Origin of the sequence: Acutalibacter sp. 1XD8-33, from assembly GCF_003612555.1 — a bacterium.
GTDB lineage: Bacteria > Bacillota > Clostridia > Oscillospirales > Acutalibacteraceae > Acutalibacter.
Genome location: NZ_RAZF01000046.1, coordinates 1 through 15,175, shown reverse-complemented (window position 1 = coordinate 15,175; position 15,175 = coordinate 1). Strand labels below are relative to the sequence as shown.

Annotated in this window: 15 protein-coding genes, 1 tRNA gene and 3 pseudogenes; 5 read left to right on the top strand and 14 right to left on the bottom strand. The window is 54.4% G+C overall.

Annotated elements, in window-relative coordinates:
* From D7X94_RS16750 to D7X94_RS18235, 5 genes and pseudogenes are all read right to left on the bottom strand, one after another.
* On the bottom strand, positions 1-764 hold a 764-nt coding region (locus D7X94_RS16750), incomplete at its 3' end, for a DUF3849 domain-containing protein (RefSeq protein ID WP_243111372.1).
* Positions 765-818: 54 nt separating this feature from the next.
* Positions 819-1,930: pseudogene (locus tag D7X94_RS16745) on the bottom strand (SNF2-related protein); the annotation flags it as partial.
* Positions 1,931-2,089: 159 nt separating this feature from the next.
* A pseudogene (locus tag D7X94_RS19970) lies at positions 2,090-3,055 on the bottom strand (ParA family protein).
* A 707-nt stretch (positions 3,056-3,762) separates the two neighbouring features.
* Positions 3,763-3,839, bottom strand: a tRNA-Arg gene (locus D7X94_RS16725).
* A 236-nt stretch (positions 3,840-4,075) separates the two neighbouring features.
* Positions 4,076-4,270, bottom strand: a complete 195-nt coding sequence (locus D7X94_RS18235) for a hypothetical protein (RefSeq protein ID WP_147401768.1) — start codon at positions 4,268-4,270, stop codon at positions 4,076-4,078.
* A 243-nt stretch (positions 4,271-4,513) separates the two neighbouring features.
* Here D7X94_RS18235 and D7X94_RS18230 point away from each other — a divergent pair, with 243 nt between their 5' ends.
* Entirely contained in the window at positions 4,514-4,879 is a 366-nt protein-coding gene (locus D7X94_RS18230) for a hypothetical protein (protein WP_147401767.1), read from the top strand.
* Here the strand turns inward: D7X94_RS18230 and D7X94_RS16715 are convergent.
* A complete protein-coding gene (locus tag D7X94_RS16715) occupies positions 4,824-6,104 on the bottom strand; it encodes a polysaccharide deacetylase family protein (RefSeq protein ID WP_120428885.1) in 1,281 nt (426 codons plus the stop codon). The two genes, D7X94_RS18230 and D7X94_RS16715, sit on opposite strands and share 56 nt — an antisense overlap.
* A gap of 355 nt (positions 6,105-6,459) precedes the next feature.
* The gene (locus D7X94_RS16710; protein ID WP_158591068.1) at positions 6,460-7,569 is read right to left on the bottom strand and encodes a carboxylate--amine ligase; all 1,110 of its coding nucleotides are present in this window, start codon (positions 7,567-7,569) and stop codon (positions 6,460-6,462) included.
* A gap of 173 nt (positions 7,570-7,742) precedes the next feature.
* Here D7X94_RS16710 and D7X94_RS16705 point away from each other — a divergent pair, with 173 nt between their 5' ends.
* Together D7X94_RS16705 and D7X94_RS16700 are read left to right on the top strand one after the other, a co-directional pair.
* Positions 7,743-9,197: a hypothetical protein gene (locus tag D7X94_RS16705; protein WP_120428881.1), complete on the top strand. Its 1,455-nt coding sequence runs from the start codon at positions 7,743-7,745 to the stop codon at positions 9,195-9,197.
* A gap of 17 nt (positions 9,198-9,214) precedes the next feature.
* The gene (locus D7X94_RS16700) at positions 9,215-9,916 is read left to right on the top strand and encodes a C39 family peptidase (RefSeq protein WP_158591067.1); all 702 of its coding nucleotides are present in this window, start codon (positions 9,215-9,217) and stop codon (positions 9,914-9,916) included.
* Positions 9,917-10,525: 609 nt separating this feature from the next.
* Here the strand turns inward: D7X94_RS16700 and D7X94_RS16695 are convergent.
* The 4 genes from D7X94_RS16695 to acgA all read right to left on the bottom strand — a co-directional run bounded on the left by D7X94_RS16695 (position 10,526) and on the right by acgA (position 12,943).
* Positions 10,526-11,176 carry a 4Fe-4S binding protein gene (locus D7X94_RS16695; RefSeq protein ID WP_120428877.1) on the bottom strand — a complete coding sequence of 217 codons (651 nt, stop codon included), beginning with the start codon at positions 11,174-11,176 and terminating at the stop codon, positions 10,526-10,528.
* 21 nt (positions 11,177-11,197) lie between these two features.
* On the bottom strand, positions 11,198-11,773 hold the full coding sequence (locus D7X94_RS16690) for a nitroreductase family protein (protein ID WP_158591066.1): 576 nt from the start codon (positions 11,771-11,773) through the stop codon (positions 11,198-11,200).
* A gap of 76 nt (positions 11,774-11,849) precedes the next feature.
* On the bottom strand, positions 11,850-12,650 hold the full coding sequence (locus D7X94_RS16685) for a radical SAM protein (RefSeq protein ID WP_243111369.1): 801 nt from the start codon (positions 12,648-12,650) through the stop codon (positions 11,850-11,852).
* A gap of 98 nt (positions 12,651-12,748) precedes the next feature.
* Positions 12,749-12,943 carry an ACGX-repeat peptide gene (acgA, locus tag D7X94_RS16680; protein WP_120428873.1) on the bottom strand — a complete coding sequence of 65 codons (195 nt, stop codon included), beginning with the start codon at positions 12,941-12,943 and terminating at the stop codon, positions 12,749-12,751.
* A gap of 195 nt (positions 12,944-13,138) precedes the next feature.
* On the opposite strand from acgA, the gene D7X94_RS16675 reads away from it, so the two are divergent.
* Positions 13,139-13,468, top strand: coding sequence for a winged helix-turn-helix transcriptional regulator (locus tag D7X94_RS16675; protein ID WP_120428871.1), 330 nt, complete (start codon positions 13,139-13,141; stop codon positions 13,466-13,468).
* A gap of 94 nt (positions 13,469-13,562) precedes the next feature.
* On the opposite strand, the gene D7X94_RS16670 is transcribed toward D7X94_RS16675, so the two are convergent.
* From D7X94_RS16670 to D7X94_RS16660, 3 genes and pseudogenes are all read right to left on the bottom strand, one after another.
* On the bottom strand, positions 13,563-13,745 hold the full coding sequence (locus D7X94_RS16670) for a hypothetical protein (RefSeq protein WP_120428869.1): 183 nt from the start codon (positions 13,743-13,745) through the stop codon (positions 13,563-13,565).
* A 9-nt stretch (positions 13,746-13,754) separates the two neighbouring features.
* Positions 13,755-14,019, bottom strand: a pseudogene (locus D7X94_RS19965) (transposase); the annotation flags it as partial.
* Between the two features lie 530 nt (positions 14,020-14,549).
* On the bottom strand, positions 14,550-14,903 hold the full coding sequence (locus D7X94_RS16660) for a transposase (RefSeq protein ID WP_147401766.1): 354 nt from the start codon (positions 14,901-14,903) through the stop codon (positions 14,550-14,552).
* 49 nt (positions 14,904-14,952) lie between these two features.
* Here D7X94_RS16660 and D7X94_RS18870 point away from each other — a divergent pair.
* A partial coding sequence (locus tag D7X94_RS18870) for a hypothetical protein (protein WP_207667184.1) occupies positions 14,953-15,175 on the top strand: 223 nt, incomplete at its 3' end.

The following is a 15,175-nucleotide window of genomic DNA, read 5'->3' as shown; positions in this document are numbered from 1 at the left end:
TTCAAAATGTGTTCGGCCTCCGCCTTGATGTCCGCCGCCTTGAGGGGCTGCTTCAGCAGAAATTCATGCCGCGCCTGACTGACGAACATATTCAAGATGCCAGGGTGGGTGCGCGTGATAAGATAGGACATGTCCCGCTTTCCCTGCTCAAAGACAATGGGAACGGTCTGCGCCCACTGTTTGTTGGATTGGGAGACGCGCCCATCCCCGCCCTGGGTCTGCACCGTGTTCGCCAGGACATAGAACGTCCGCTCATAGCCAAACCGCTTCACCACCTCCCGCACCGCCGCCGCAGCGTCAAAGCAGTTGTTCTGATAGTGGCTGTTGACGGCCTTTTCAATCGCGTCCCGGCAGGCGATGTTGGCGCGGTTGGACGCGAGGTGTTGTTCAGTCTCGCCATGCTGATAGGCGTATTCAAAAGATTCTTTGTAAACCGGGGCCTTGCAAAGCTCCTCCGCCTGCCGGATCACCGTGTCCGCCCGGTCCTCGATTGCTGACACGATGTTGTCCATCACATTGAAGTCCATATTGCTCCAATTTTTGTAGACATCCGCCAGGGGCGAGGGAGAATCCAGCAGCGCGGACACCTGGGCCTCGGTCAGCTCAATGAAGTCCATCGCCATCAAAATATCCTCGCGGGTGGTGTATTCGGCGGTGTGGTTCAAAATTTCCTCCGAGGGCTGGGACACCAGCCACGCCCGGTATTTATCTTGCTCCGCGCTCATTTTCTCATAGAGCGCAGCTGTCAATTTTTCAGCGTCCAAAACGATTTCCTCCTATTCTAAAATGGGGCAGGCAGGGGTGGCCCCGCCTGCCGGTCAACGCTCCTGTTGGGGGCGCTTGGGTTTATCAGGGGCCTTTTCCCTGGGCGGAAGGGACCGCTTCAAGCTGTCCAGCACCGAGGGGGACGGGCGCTCTTGGCGATAGCCTGCTCCCCCTGGCTGTGGCTGCTGTCGATGTTGAGCGCCGCATCCAGCGCCGCGAGGCGGGCGGACTTGGCTTGCAGCTCCGCCTCCTGGGGGAAGGGCTTGCCCAGCTCGGCCCTGGCCTCCTTCATCTGCCGCTGGATATTTTCCGACTGCGACTGCACAGCGGCCAGACGCTGGGGCATCTCCGACAGCACATTGTCAATGCGGACGAAATTGCCCAGCGCGTCCCTGCCCAGCTTGACCCGGTGGGACATCTGGCCCCGCAGCGTCAGGATGTAGTCCCGCCCGAAGTCCTCCACCGACAGGAACATGGTGAATCCCCGGTAGCTGCCGATCTCCTGGGGTTCGGTGCTGACAACGCCCTTGTACGCCTCGATCAGCGCCGCGCCCGCCTTGTCCTTCTCCGTGAAGGTCTCGCCCTTCACCACCATCCCGGCAAAGCCCCGTTTCACCTCCACGGCGGCGGGCTTATCCTCCGGGGCGGGGGCATCAGGGGCGGTGGGCTGTTCACCGTCAGCCGGAGGCGGGGTCTCCGCCGCCTTGGAGATCATGGGGTGGGGGTGTGCCGCCAGGGTCTCCATGTCGGCCTTGAATCCGGCGGTAAAGCCCTCGTTCTGCCTGGTCTGCTCCGGGAAGTGCTTTAACAGCTGATCTTCCAGCCGGTACTGCTTGCTCTGGTGGTCGGCCTTCATCAGCTTTAAGCGGGATACCTCCACATCCAGGTCCATACGCTCCTTGATGCGGGGGTCCCCGGCGCACAGGGCCTTGATCTCCGCATAGGACAGCGCCGCCTCGTCCACATCCTCACAGGTCCGGGCCGGGGATTTACTCGTCATGATTTGAGAAATGAATTTCTGCTTATTCTCCACAGTCTGCCATAAGTAGCTGTCAAATGTCCCCTCTGTGACATAGCGGTAAACGTGTACCTTGGTATTTTTGTTGCCCTGCCGGACAATACGGCCCTTGCGCTGCTCCAGGTCAGACGGACAGTAGCAGGTGTCATCACGCCGCTTCGCTTGATGCTATCGACAAGCTGCTCCATATCCTCGTCCATTAAGACCTTGAACGGGTGGTCTAGAAACTCGTCAATCTCCGCAAGGGGAATGTCCCTTATCTTGCTGAGTGCGGCTTCTGCACGGCTTTCATCTGTTTCAAAGATGTCATCGTATGCAGTCAGCTCGATTCCTGTTCTTTTGCCTTTCGCCAAGCTCTGCCACCTCCTTTCCGAACTGCTCATAAGCTGCGGCTGCCTTGCCGCCTTTGTCATAGGCAAAAATGCTTTTCCCCTCTGCGTGTGGCCAATAGTTCACGCTAAGGCGTGAACTATTCTGCACAGGATGGAGTGGGGTATCTGTGTGTCAAATACCTTGATTCTCTGCCCATAGGCACTTTTAACCGTTGTCGTGATTTCCTTAGAGATGTTCGTGCGTGGCATTACCATCGTCATAAGGATGCCGTCAATCCGCAGATACGGGTTGATTTGCCGTCTGACTTTCGACACGGAGCGAAGCAAGCAGCTCAAGAGTTCGCTTGCAAAGCGAACTCTTCGCCTTCTGGCAGAAAGATAGTGGGGCTGCGTAGGGATAACCACGCTGCGCAGTGGCGGCCGCCGCCAGTGCGTTGATGGTGAGCATACCAAGGCTCGGCATACAGTCTATTAAACAATAGTCATAGTTCTTCTTGACCTCGTTCACGCATGGTTTTAATAGTTGGCGCAGCCAACTATTGCACACATTTCACGGCTTATGGCGTTAATCAGCCTTACTTCCAAGCCCGACAGCTCGATGTTGGACGGTAACAGGTCAACGCCCTCGCCGTGGTGCAGGATACTTTTCTGAACATCTATGGGATTGTCCTCAATAATGTCCTGCATGATGGTGGAGAGCGTGACGGGTAAATCGTCTGGTCTGTTATAGCCGAGGGACATCGTTAGATTTGCCTGCGAGTTTGAAAAACTCGCGTGCATACGGCGTCAAGACGTCGGCATCAATGAGCAGGACTTTCTTGCCCTGCTGTGCCAGACTTACGCCCAGATTGACCGCCGTGGTGGTTTTGCCGACACCGCCTTTCTGATTGGTTAAAGCGATTACGAGACATTCTGAAGAATGTCTTAGCAATATTGACATGGGTGCGTCCTCCTTTCTCATAGATTTAGCCGCTTTGTCAAAGGCGGCTATGTAACTGTACCAGAGGACGCAGAACGCAAAAAAGCCGCTTACTCTTAATGGGGGTTAAGAATAAGCGGCTTCATGTTCATGGTAATGTGCCTTAGACATATTCAATTTTTATTTTCTTTATCGGGGCATTGGCTACCTTAAAGATAAGCTCGTCAACGCAGTCCCCGTATCTGCCTTGCCTTATGAGCTGATTTTTCAGCTCCACAAGGCTATGTAATAAAATGCTTTTTTCTTGGCTATCCACATATATGTGAGTTTTCTTTTCTCTCATGCAGCTCACCGACCTTTCCTGCTTCCATTATATATAGAAGCGATGGCATACTCAATTGTGCCGCATCTGGTAACAGGTAAACCTATAAAACAGGCTATTGAACTTGGAACTATCGCCTCTCAAATTAGCACGATTTTTAGCAGCTTTTTTCGGGAAATTAGCAGGAAAGGCATTTTGATCAGCAAACTCGGCAAAAATCCTGCTAATCATTAGCAAGCCGAAGCAGGCTAACCGATGAACGAAAAAATCAAAGTTCGACTTTTCTCTGGTGCGTCTGATTGGCAAGATGGGCTTTTGCTAATCGCACTTTGCTATCTGTCCGATTTCTCTCGGAAAATAAGAAACGCCGAAAACCTTGATTTTACAGGGTTTTCGGCGGGGTTTTTGGCGTTCCCGAGGTGACTCGAACACCCGACCTACCGCTTAGGAGGCGGTCGCTCTATCCATCTGAGCTACGGAAACATTTATAAAAACTATGAAATTGTGGAACTCGCAACATTTTCCTTGCCCTCCCAAGGCGAGCGTTGGAACACTTTCTTAGGAGACGGTCGCTCTATCCAACTGAGCTACGGAAACATTTATAAAAACTATGAAATTGTGGGACTTGCAACATTTCCCCTGCCCTCTCAGAGCAAGTGTTGGGCCACTTTCAGGAGAATTCCAGCATATTCTTACAGTTCAAGAAGTCCATATTTATTTTATACCATTTCGCGGTATTTGTCAAATAGAATCTTCTTCAAATCAAAAGCCGGCAAACACTGGCGGTGTTCCTTGCGTCCTTGCCCTGCATTGAGGGGCCATGGGACGAAGTCTTTCACGAACGGTTCTGCAACTGCTGTCCGGCGAAAGATTGTGACAACTGCCAGTATAGGGAATACCGCAACAATCCCCATTGGTGGCTGTTCCTAACAGACAAGATGGAGCCCAGCGAGGAAACGAAGCGGACGGCGCGAAAGCTTGCGACCCTTGTCGATCAGTATTCCCCGGCGGAAGCCGGGAAAATGCTGGAAATATCCATGCACGCATTAGAAATTCTGAAAGAAGAAAAGATTATGGGCGATGGATTAGCGTTTTCCCATTCGGAAAGGTCTATCGGAACAAATTCATCCTAGGTACAGAAAGGGGCTGATAAAATCATGGCAAGGAAACAAAAAACAACCGACGAAGCACAAGCGGCGATTCTCAAGCAAGGACACCACAAAGACCCGTTGTACGGCGGCTTGGAATGGGTCAAACTGGAACACTTTTTCACAGAAACAAACGATTTGGGGACGGCTGCCATTGCCACCGAACTTCTATATCGGAAAAAGGAATCAGCCAGTTGGCAGACAAAACCGAATGCCAGCTGGCTGATTATGATTGAAAACCGTATAGAGGCTGCGCAGAGGCAGAAAATTGCTTCCGTGGAGATCATAAGCGGCAGCAGGCCAGGCATTTCCTCAAGCACTATTTTAGGAATGCCTTGTAGACTTCCCGCCGGGAAATCCCCGTTGTGGATGTAAAAAACTTCTTCGGCAACGTTTTCACCGGGGCGCTCTTTATGGCGTCAGCAGGAATTAGCCCATGCTCCTGGCAGTATTCCATAGCTCCACAGTAGGGATGCTGGCGCTTGCCCGTGGCTCGGATTTTCTCCCACCGGCGGCTGAGGGCCTCTTCCTTGGGGCTGAGCAGCATGGCCAGCTCCCCCCAGGTCATGCCAACATCCAGACGCAGACAGTTGTCCGAATATGCCACGGCCCGAGTCTTAGCCAGGTCCCGCATCTTCTCAAACAGGGGGTCCTCCCTGTCCAGATCCGTAAAGGGACTTTCCGCCATCAGCTGCTCTACAGTAACTACCTGATATCCCAGCTCTGTGAGCAGCTTCAGTTGGCGGTCCAATCCCCAGGCTACAGGAGTGCGTTTCGCCATATTATAGCCATCCTTTTGGAAGATGATCTGTCCGCAAAGAGCATCCGGATTCTGCTCCAGCAGGCGGCGCATGGGCTCCACCATGGCATTGACCTCCGCCTCCAACGCCGCTTCCGGATCACTTAAGGTACTGGGCAGCCAACCGGCTCCGTCGTAGGAGGCCGCCATATATTGATATCCCATGCGGTCGCACACATCATACGTATTAAACCCATCCCCGATGGGGTCCACATAGTGGGCGGGGCGCATCAGAGAGAGTGTGTAACCGTAGCGCTCCTCCATAAGGGTGTGCAGGCGGCGCAGATCTTCCGCCGCCAGATCAAAGCTGCCCAGGAACACCCGGCTTCCGTAGACAAAGGGTTTCTTTCCAAAGATAATATGCCGGTAGCCGTGGTTGGTGATCTGGTGGCCTCCGGCCAGAACACGCTTGATCAGCCGGTCGTTGTGCAGCGCGCCTCCGTGGGAGTCCTGATGGATGTCCGGGTAATGGTCGTACCGCACACCTCCCCAAGCGGCGCTGCCCAAAGCCCCTGCCTTGTCTGGGTAGTTCTCAGAGGTATCGCCGATTACATCAAAGGTGCCCTTCGCCCCATATTTCTCCAGTATGTCCAGGAGCACATCGGTGAGTGCCCTGCCCCCAAAGCGGTCGGGAGAGGCGGGCAGATCCATAGGACCGTCGTCGAAGGTCATGGCCACAATCCGCTTTTTGGTACAGATCCGTTCAATCCGTCGGGTATAGCTGACGCAGGGAGCCGGAGGAGGGGCCACCTTGCGGAGGATTTTTTTCGCTTTTTTTCCCAGCTTTACAATCAGTGACATGGCATTTCCTTTCTTTCCAAGCTACCGCTTCAACGAACGATAGAAAAATTGCGCGGCCCAGAGGACGGGGGGCTTTGCCAAGCCCTGACCGCCGTAGGCCAGAACCTACCTAAGAACCGGTATTCACAACCTGCAAACGCTGTCTGAGCGGTCCTTTTCGCGCTGCCCATCGTTAAATTTGCTTGCCATACGGCAAGTATGTTTTCACAAATTTGCCTAGAGCAGTGCGAAAAATCCTCGCTCAGCAGGCATTTTCGGTTATGAATACCGGTTCTTAGTTTTTATTTCTTTGCATCTCATTAAAAGGAGGCTTTTTAGGGAGAAGCAGCGGTGGTAGAGGAAGTTCCCCGCTACCTTACCTCCGGTGAAGGGTCTGGCGGAGATACTGCCAGAAGGGCTGAGGATCGTCCCGGGCCCACAGGGCCTCTTTCGCGGCAAACGCATCCCCAAGCCCCCTCAACCCCTCTCTGAGACGTCCCTGCTTCCACAGGCTGAGGGTAGCCAGGGCATCGTTGAGAAGAAAACGCATCCGTACCCCGGCCTGATAGTCCTCCGGCTCATAGGATAGGCGTTCGCCTTGGGCCGCCTGGGCATACCGCACCGCAAAGGGACTGCCGGTCTTCTCCGTGAGGGGAAAACTTCCCCAGACACGAGGGTTCACCTCTAGCAGCCTGTCCCCCTTGAACTCTACCATGGCGATTCCCACAAAGCCGAATGATTGCAACAGCCGGTATGCCCTTTCCACCCGCTCCCGGTCATAGAGGCTTTCACAACAGGCAGAGGGGCCGCCGCCTATGGGGTACTCCCGCACCCGATGGTGGCAGAGAGCACAGGCCAGCCTCCCCTCTCTATCCAGCAGCAGACTGGCCCCAAATCCGTCCCCCTCCACCTTTTCCTGGACGATGGGGGCGGAGTCGTAAGGCCCCAGGGCTTCCAGCGCCGCCTGATACTCCCCTTGGTTCCGGGCAATTTTATACCGGTCCCGGGCCTTCAGGCCAAATTTTTCTCCGCAATGGGGCTTCACCACCACTGGATAGGCTTCTGGTTCACCAGCGTATTCTTTGGGCACGGGCAGCCCCAGTTCTAGGGCCCGGCGGTGCACGGCCTCCTTGTCATTGAGCTGGTCCAATACTTCCGGGGATGTGACGAGGAAATCGCAGACCTCCTGAAAGCGCTCCCGCTCCCGGGCTACGGCATTCAGTGTTGCCGCTCCCACGCAGAACAGCACCGGCCGGGTATATTCCCCACAAAGCGACCTCAGCAGGGCAGGATAATCCGGATCCTGGCAGCTGCCGGGGATCCAGCGGGTTTCCTGGACATATCGAGAAGCGAAAACCGGCGGGGACGCCCCGGCCTCCTCCCGTGTCTGCGCCGCAACCACATGCCAGCCCTCCCGGCCCAGGGCCCGCACAGCGGCAATAGCGCTGCGGTATTTTCCATCCGTCACAATCACAGTTTTCCCCATTGACATTCCCCCTTTCTTACTATTATACCGGATTTTCTCTGAAAGTCCAGAGCTGTTTTCCAACTGGCTTTCGCACGAATTGACTTTCCCCCCGGCCTATGCTATAGTATATATGAATATACTTTTTGATAGAGTATGTCAAAATGAGCCTAATCCTTTTCTGAGGTGAAACCATGGCAAAGCTCCCCACTCCTGAAATCCCTCCCGAATTCCAGGCTTCCTCCCCAGGCAGGATCCTCAATCTGATCTTTTCCTGGGCCATGATCCTGGCTTTCACATGGATCCTGCTGGATAACTATACCGCAATCGTAATGTTGAGCCTCTGCGCCGGAATGCTCACAGTCTTTCTGTGCCGCCGGGTGGAGATCCCCCGTTTTGGGCTCGTGGCCTTTGCGCTGGCCCTTTTTCTGCGGCTGGGAGTGGTGCTGGCTCTCCATCCCCCGGTTGAGTCAGATTTTGCTGTACTTTTGGAGGCCTCCCAACTGTTTCGGGATGGCGACTACAGCTTTCAATCCTGGGGATACTTTCAAAACTGGGCGGGTCAGACCGGTCAGGTGATCTTTCAGGGGCTTTTGCTCCGGATTTGGAGCAGCCCAATGGCAATCAAGCTGGTCAACTGTCTGGCCGCTTCCGGTACTGTGGTCTTGGTCTACTTTATTGCCCGGCGGTTTTTTCAGGAGTCCGCCGCCCGCGCCGCCTCCCTGTTCCACTGTGTCTCCGCCCTGCCCCTTACTATGGTCTCTGTGCTCACCAATCAACATACCGCTACTTTCCTTACATTTCTGGGGGTCTACCTGCTCCTCGGCGCACCGGTTGATTTCCGGGCCGATGTGTGTGTGGGAGGGGGGGGCAGTCTCCCGGCCCGATTTGCCGCTGGGGGGATCCTCCTGGCTCTGGCCAACGCCCTCCGTCCAGACGGCCTGCTAGCCCTAACGGCTGTGGGCGCCTACTGTCTGTTTGCCGGACTGCAAAAGCCCCTGGCTCTCCATCTAAAGCGCTTCGGCCTGGGACTTCTCTGCTTTCTGGGGGCCTATCTTTTGCTCTCCGGGCTTCTCTCCTGGGGGGTAGCGGCCTTGGGAATCAACGCCCATGGCTTGTCTACAGGGAATTTCTGGCTGAAATTTGTCTATGGCTTCAGCCAGGAGAGCTGCGGACAGTATAGCGAAGCCGCAAATCAGGCGATCTCTCACCTTACCGCCCAAGGCATGGACCGGACCATAGCCCAAAAGACTGTTTTCTGGAGTGAGCTCCAGAGCGCTGGCTTTAGAGGCCTCCTACAACTTTTCGGAGACAAATTGCGGATTCTGTGGAAGGGCAGCGCCCTGCTCTGGCCCTTGGGCTACCTCCACGAGGCCCACCCCTTCCTCTACGGCTGCGTCCAAAAGTACGAATATTTCTGTTCTGTATCCACCCTGATTCTGGGGCTTCTGGGCTTCCTTCACAGCCGCCGCCCCGGAAGGGCCTCTGTGGAAGGCTTGCTTCCCGCTTTTCTGGTGTTTGCCGCCTTCGCCGTCTATCTGCTCATTGAGATACAGCCCCGGTACGTGTATGGAATCCAGCCGGCCCTCTATATTCTGTCCGCCGGGGGCATCGAATGCCTGGAACAATCGGCCCTCAAACGAACTTAACGAAAGAGGCGCGCATTATGGGCTCTCCTTCCCCGCCGTTTTATATGCGGCATCCCCTTCTCCTGTCCAGCCTTTTATCTAGCCTGGTGCTCTGTTCTGTCTTTGCATCCGATGCTTTGGAAGCCGCTTTTCCCTCCCCAGCGTCCGTGCCCACAGAAGAGTGCCAGACCTTTCCGGTATCCTCCCCTCTAGAGCATTCCCCGGAAAGCATCCCCTCTCCCACGCCGGCCCCCGTTCCCTCCCGCTTCCACATTCAGGGGCTTCCTCTGCTCTATCAACTGCCGGAGCTGCCCACCGGCTGTGAAATCACGGCTATGGCCATGGTGCTCCAGTATTACGGTATTCCGGCTGACAAAGTCGATCTGGCCCGAAACTATCTGCCCCAATCCCCCATGGACCTGCGCTATGGAGAGAACGGCCTGCTCTATGGGCCAGATCTGGATCAGCTTTTTATTGGGGATCCGGAAACGGAGTGGGGCTGCGTCTGCGGGGCAGGAGCCCTGGTTTTGGCGGCCAACCGCTATCTTCAGGACCAAGGCTCCCCTCTTCACGCGGTAGACCTCACCGGCTCAGGCCCAGAAGAATTATACCGTCGAGTGAGCCAGGGCGGGCCGGTTGTGGTTCTGGCCACGATTGTTAGCGCTCTGAACAAGCTCATAGAGGAAAAGACTATAGAGCGCCACGGAAAGGGGAAATCCACTTTCCATACGTGCGCTTAAAAGTTATAATTCTTATGAGGAATTAGCATCTATCGAAAACGGTAGATGCTTTTTTCATACCAATTTTTCGGAAAGGGGTGAGGCCCATCAATCAAGCTGACAGTAAAGGAGGTAATGTCCAACATAATTCATTAAGAAATATTCGGGGAGGTGATATGTAGTCCGTCCCGCCGCTGGTGGAGGGCTCTCGAAGTGGGAGCCTTCTGGGGGCGGTGGTTTTGTGTTCGCACAAGCATTAAGTTTTGAAAGGATGCTGCTATGACAAAAAACTTTAGATTTGCATAAAGCATTCACCATTCCGTAATACCCATTGTCGAAGTAGCCAGCATACCGGCAACTACGAATACCGCCAGGAAGACAACCATTTCAGCGTGGTGATATCCCCCTGCCAGAGGTAAATTCCCGGCTGGATAGGGTGCAAATCCCTATAATTTGTGATGCCCTTTTCTTTGCTCTCTTCTTGCAGATATGCGTCCTGCACCCGCAAAAACTCTCCGCTGGCGGGCATGGGCGGGCGCACGTTGAACAGTGCCCGCAGGAGTCGCTTTTGCGATTTTTCATCATCCGGAATTCCTATGCGTTCTCTCCGCTCATCTAACAGGGTTTCTATCAGCCAGCGGCGGCGCTCGCTCTGTGTCGTATGCTCCCCAGCCTTTCCACCGCCCCGGCCGGGCAGTTCTCAAAGCAGGCCCCGCAGTGCAGGCAGTGGGTGGGCTCAATGCGGTAGGGCGTGCCGGGCTCTATGCACTGCTGGGGACAGTGGGCCAGGCAGGTACCGCAGCCAATACAATTTTCCGTAATTCTATATCCTTTATTGACATCAGCCTTTGCATTTCCAAAGACATAATTATCCCGAAAAATGGGTTTCTCGCCTAGATTGAAATACTCGATGCTCCCGGACTTTATCTCAAAGACAATGCCGATCTTCCGGGTGTCGCCGGGGTAGACGTTGGCAAGATATGGCTGTTCAGCGAAGATAATATCTATCCACTTTTTCTGTTCATCCTCCGGCGCAGGGGCAGCTTTCGCGGAGAGCCGTATCATCTCCTTAAACTTGGTATAGCCCAGAATCTGCACCAGACCATCCGAAAGCAGCTCCCGGCAGAAGTCCTTGCCCCGGGCGGTGAAGAAGTACAGGGCGTCCGGCTCGTAGTGTATCGCGCTGATGTTGCGAATTTGTGGCGCACCCGCGCCGTCCACCGTTGCAAAGGCCAGCACGCCCACATATTGCAGTTTTTGCAGGCAGGTTTTCACGTCCATAAAATCATCCCTTTCTTGAAATCACACCCACAGCGGGGAGGTATATTTGTTGGCGCGGGCGGGCTTTTCCCCCGCTGCCGAATATCCCAGCGTGACAAATGCCACGGAACGGTGGGCCTCCGGAATGGCCCACTTGTGCAGGAGGTCCCGTCCGTAATCGTCCGAAAAAGCGTCCAACACCTCGCCCACAATGCAGGAACCCACCCCCAGCGACCGGGCGGCAAGGCAGACATTCTCCGCAAAGATATAGCCGTCAGCGTCAGTAAAATAGAAGTTCCTGGGGCCGAACAGCATCAGCACGGTAGGCGCATTGTGAAAAGCCGAGCGCAGGTCCGGGGCTGAAAAATCAGCATCTTCCAGTTTTACACTTGGGCCGAAATGGTTGAACTTGCCTATCAGAATGCTGTGCGCCCTACCTATATGTTCGTTTACCTCCGGGTCTTGGGAGACCACCAGCCGTAGCTGCTGGCGGTTCCCGGCATTATGGGACGCGTACCCGGCGGCAAGGATTTCTTCCAAAACCTCCCGCTTCACCTGTCGGGGCAGGTACTTGCGTACGGAGCGGCGCTCCTGCATGTTTTTGATCACTTCGTTCATGGTCTGCATCCTCCTTATTCGATTTCTTTCCAGCACTGGGGGTCGGCGGCGTAGAAGTTGCCGTCTCTCCCGCTGGCTACTGCCGGGCAGCCCCGGCACCAGGCCAGCAGCTCACATTTTGCACACTTCTCAAACTGTGTGTACTTCCGGTAGCGCTCCATCTGACACACCCACACATCGGCAAGCCTGTCCTCGAACACGTTCGCCACCCTGCTGTTCTGCACCCGGCGGCCTTATACGCCTTGAATTTCCTGTCGCAGTCGGCCAATAATTGCCGGTAGCGCATGGGCTCAATGCCCACATCCTTTTCCCCGCTGGTGGGGCAGTAGCGGGAGAAGGCGAACACATCAGCCTCGTGCTCCACCACCGTGTCGATGAGCGCTGGTATTTTGTCAATGTTCGTGCCGGAGACGGTGGTCATGATGACGGCCTTGATACCGGCTTTTTTGATGGTCTGAATCTTTTCCAGGGTAATGTCGAAGCTGCCCGGCTTGCGGAACCAGTCGTGGGTCTCCCGCAGGCCGTCTAAAGAAAGCTGGTATTTTTCGCAGCCCAGAGCCTTGAGCCTCGCGCACACTTCATCTGTCAGGTGGAAGGGGTTGCCCAGGATGGTGAAGGGCACAGCGTTCTCCTTCATCAGCTCTAAGAGACGCCAGAAGTCCGGGTGCAAAATGGGGTCGCCGCCGGTGATGTAGAAGTAGGGCGAGCGGCTGTGGACCTGGCAGAAATCCAGACAGTTGGCAAATGTTTCTTCCATTTGCTCCCAGTCCATGCTGTCGATTTGCCTGCAGGCGTTCTCGGAAAAGATGTAGCAGTGCTGGCAGCGCTGGTCGCAGTCGTCGGTGATATGCCATTGAAAGGCAAAATAGGGTTTCATAGTGCGTTTCCTTTCTATGTTGAATCGGTTGCCCGGGGTGATTTTCGGGTGTTCCCGACCGGCTGGCCGGGAACAGGATTTGGCTTGAAACAGGCGGATTACTTGTCCCCAACCCCGCAAGCGCTGCCACAGGCAGAGGGCTTTTCTTCCTTCTTTCCCTCGTCGCCAGCGCCGCAAGCGCTGCCGCAGGCTGCGGGCTTCTCTTCCTTCTTCTCGTCAGCCGCGCCGCAGGCGGAGCCACAGGCCGAAGTTGCCTTCTCCTCGTTCCATTCAGCCAGGTTTGCAAGTGCCATTTTGTGTACCTCCGTTGATTTATTCGGGGCGATTTCCTGCCCTGTGATTTCCATTATACGGATTTTTTTCAGGCCCGCAAGTACGCACTTTTTTGTGGGGTACTTACAAAAAAGTGACCCGCCTCTAGACTTGGCGAGACCAATAGAGTACAATCATGGCGTAACATTATATTTTGAAGTATTGGAGAGGATCACATGCTGACAAAGGAAGAACTGCCCAAATGCCCGGTGGCTACCACCGTTCAAGTTATCGGCAGAAAGTGGAAACTGCTTATCATTCGCAACCTGCGCGCCCGGCCCTGGCGGTTCAACGAGCTGCACAAGGACCTGGCGGGAATCAGCCAGAAGGTGCTGACGGATTCCCTGCGGGCCATGGAGGCGGACGGCATCGTCACCCGCACGGTCTATGCCGAAGTGCCTCCTCGGGTGGAGTATGCGCTGAGTGAGTTGGGGGAAACCCTGCGGCCTATTCTGGATGCGATGGAGCGGTGGGGAGTGAATTATAAGGCAATAGCGGCCGGCTAAGACTTTGTCAAGAGAGAAACCCGAAAAAAGATGAATAAATAATCAGCAGAGCAATAAGAGCACAAGGGAGCCATCTTAATCGCTAAGTACAAGTTCAAGAGGCATCCGGAAGGACAGGAGCATAAACCTTGTTATCCCGGAGGATAGCAAAGATCACAGCGGTCATCTTCTTGGTGACGTGCCCGATAATATTCATATATTTCAACCCCTGGGCCACTTTCTTGTCATAATAAGAACGGAACATGGGGTCACGCTGCACAGCAACAACAGAGGCCATCCAAACGGCTCTTCGCAGGTAAGGGGAGCCGCGTGTGGTCGCTGGTGTATTCCCCGGACTGGTTTACAGAAGGGTCTACGCCAATGTAGGCGGCCAATTTATCCGCTGAACGAAAACGAGTCACATCCCCAATCTCACTGAGGATACAAGCGTCAAGAATGGGACCAATACCTGGAACAGACGTGATCGTACTGTCGAAGTTCTTGAGTAAGCTTGAAATCTTCTTTTCCAATTCGTCCGCCTTTTCTGCCAGGGATTGAATCTCATCCAGCATCGTCAGCAGGGCCATGGAGTAAATGTCCTCGCAGTTTTCCACGCCAAAACTGTCATGAGCAAGGTTTTTCAGCTCTTGAGCTTTCCATTCCCCGAAGCGTCCGTTGCTGCTGTTCCAAAGGATTTCCGTGAGCTTGGAGAGGTTCGCGTGGGCCAGCTTTTTCGGGGTGGGATATTTCGTTAGCACAGCAATGGAGGACTTGCAGAATATGGTTTCAAACTGAGTTTCGTACTCAGGAAAAATACGGTCAATCAGAGCGATTGCCTTCTCAAGCCTGCAAATAGAAAGTCAAGCCCTAAAATAGAAAAAGTTGAAAGAAAGTGGGGTTGAAAAAATGTATACAGCAAACAGACTGCCGCCCAAAAGCAGGAGTCAGGAAGAAAGGATTATTTCTGTCAGTCCGTCACAGACTCGTCCCAAAGGCCCTTTTCTTTGAGGCAGTCTCTAACCCTGCCGTAGTAAATGCGCAGAAACTTTGTGCCGCCAGCAGTCATGTAGACGTAAAATGGTTGTCTCACCTGCCGGTTCGGTCAGCGCTGAACGATCTCTACCGGAGACCAGCGCCCCTCGGACCGTTTTTTGTCCAGGAACTGGTAAACGGAATCATCCTCAGGCTTCAGCTGAAGCAGGATGGACATGATGAGAAACAAAGTCTTGCGCAGATGAGGAGAGCCGCGTTTGCCGATTCTGCCCTTATTGGACTCTTTAGAACCGGAATCGTTCCTGCCCGGGTCGATGCCTGCAAAAGCTATTAGAGAACTCTTTTGTGCAAGGCGGCGCACATCGCCGATCTCCGCCATGAGCTGGGGGCCGACAGAGGGGCCAGCACCGTTCATAGCCATAACGGTCTCATACTCTGGAAACTGGGCGGCAAGTCGGTTCATTTCCGCACGGAAGACCTCGGCGGTGTGAGAAATCGTATTGAGTTGAGTGATGGCCTCCCTGACCAACAGTTTCGTGGTATCCGACTTTGGAACCAGAGGAAACAGTGTCTGGGCATTCTCGTGGATTGCCGTAGCGCTTGCACCACTTCTGGTATTTCACGGCAAAAGCGTTCAGGCTGAGCTTTGCAACGCAGTCCACGTGATCTTGTCAATATCAGTTGACACATTCAACTCAAAGATTTGCGGAACTTATGCGGCAGCATCCAGGGCCG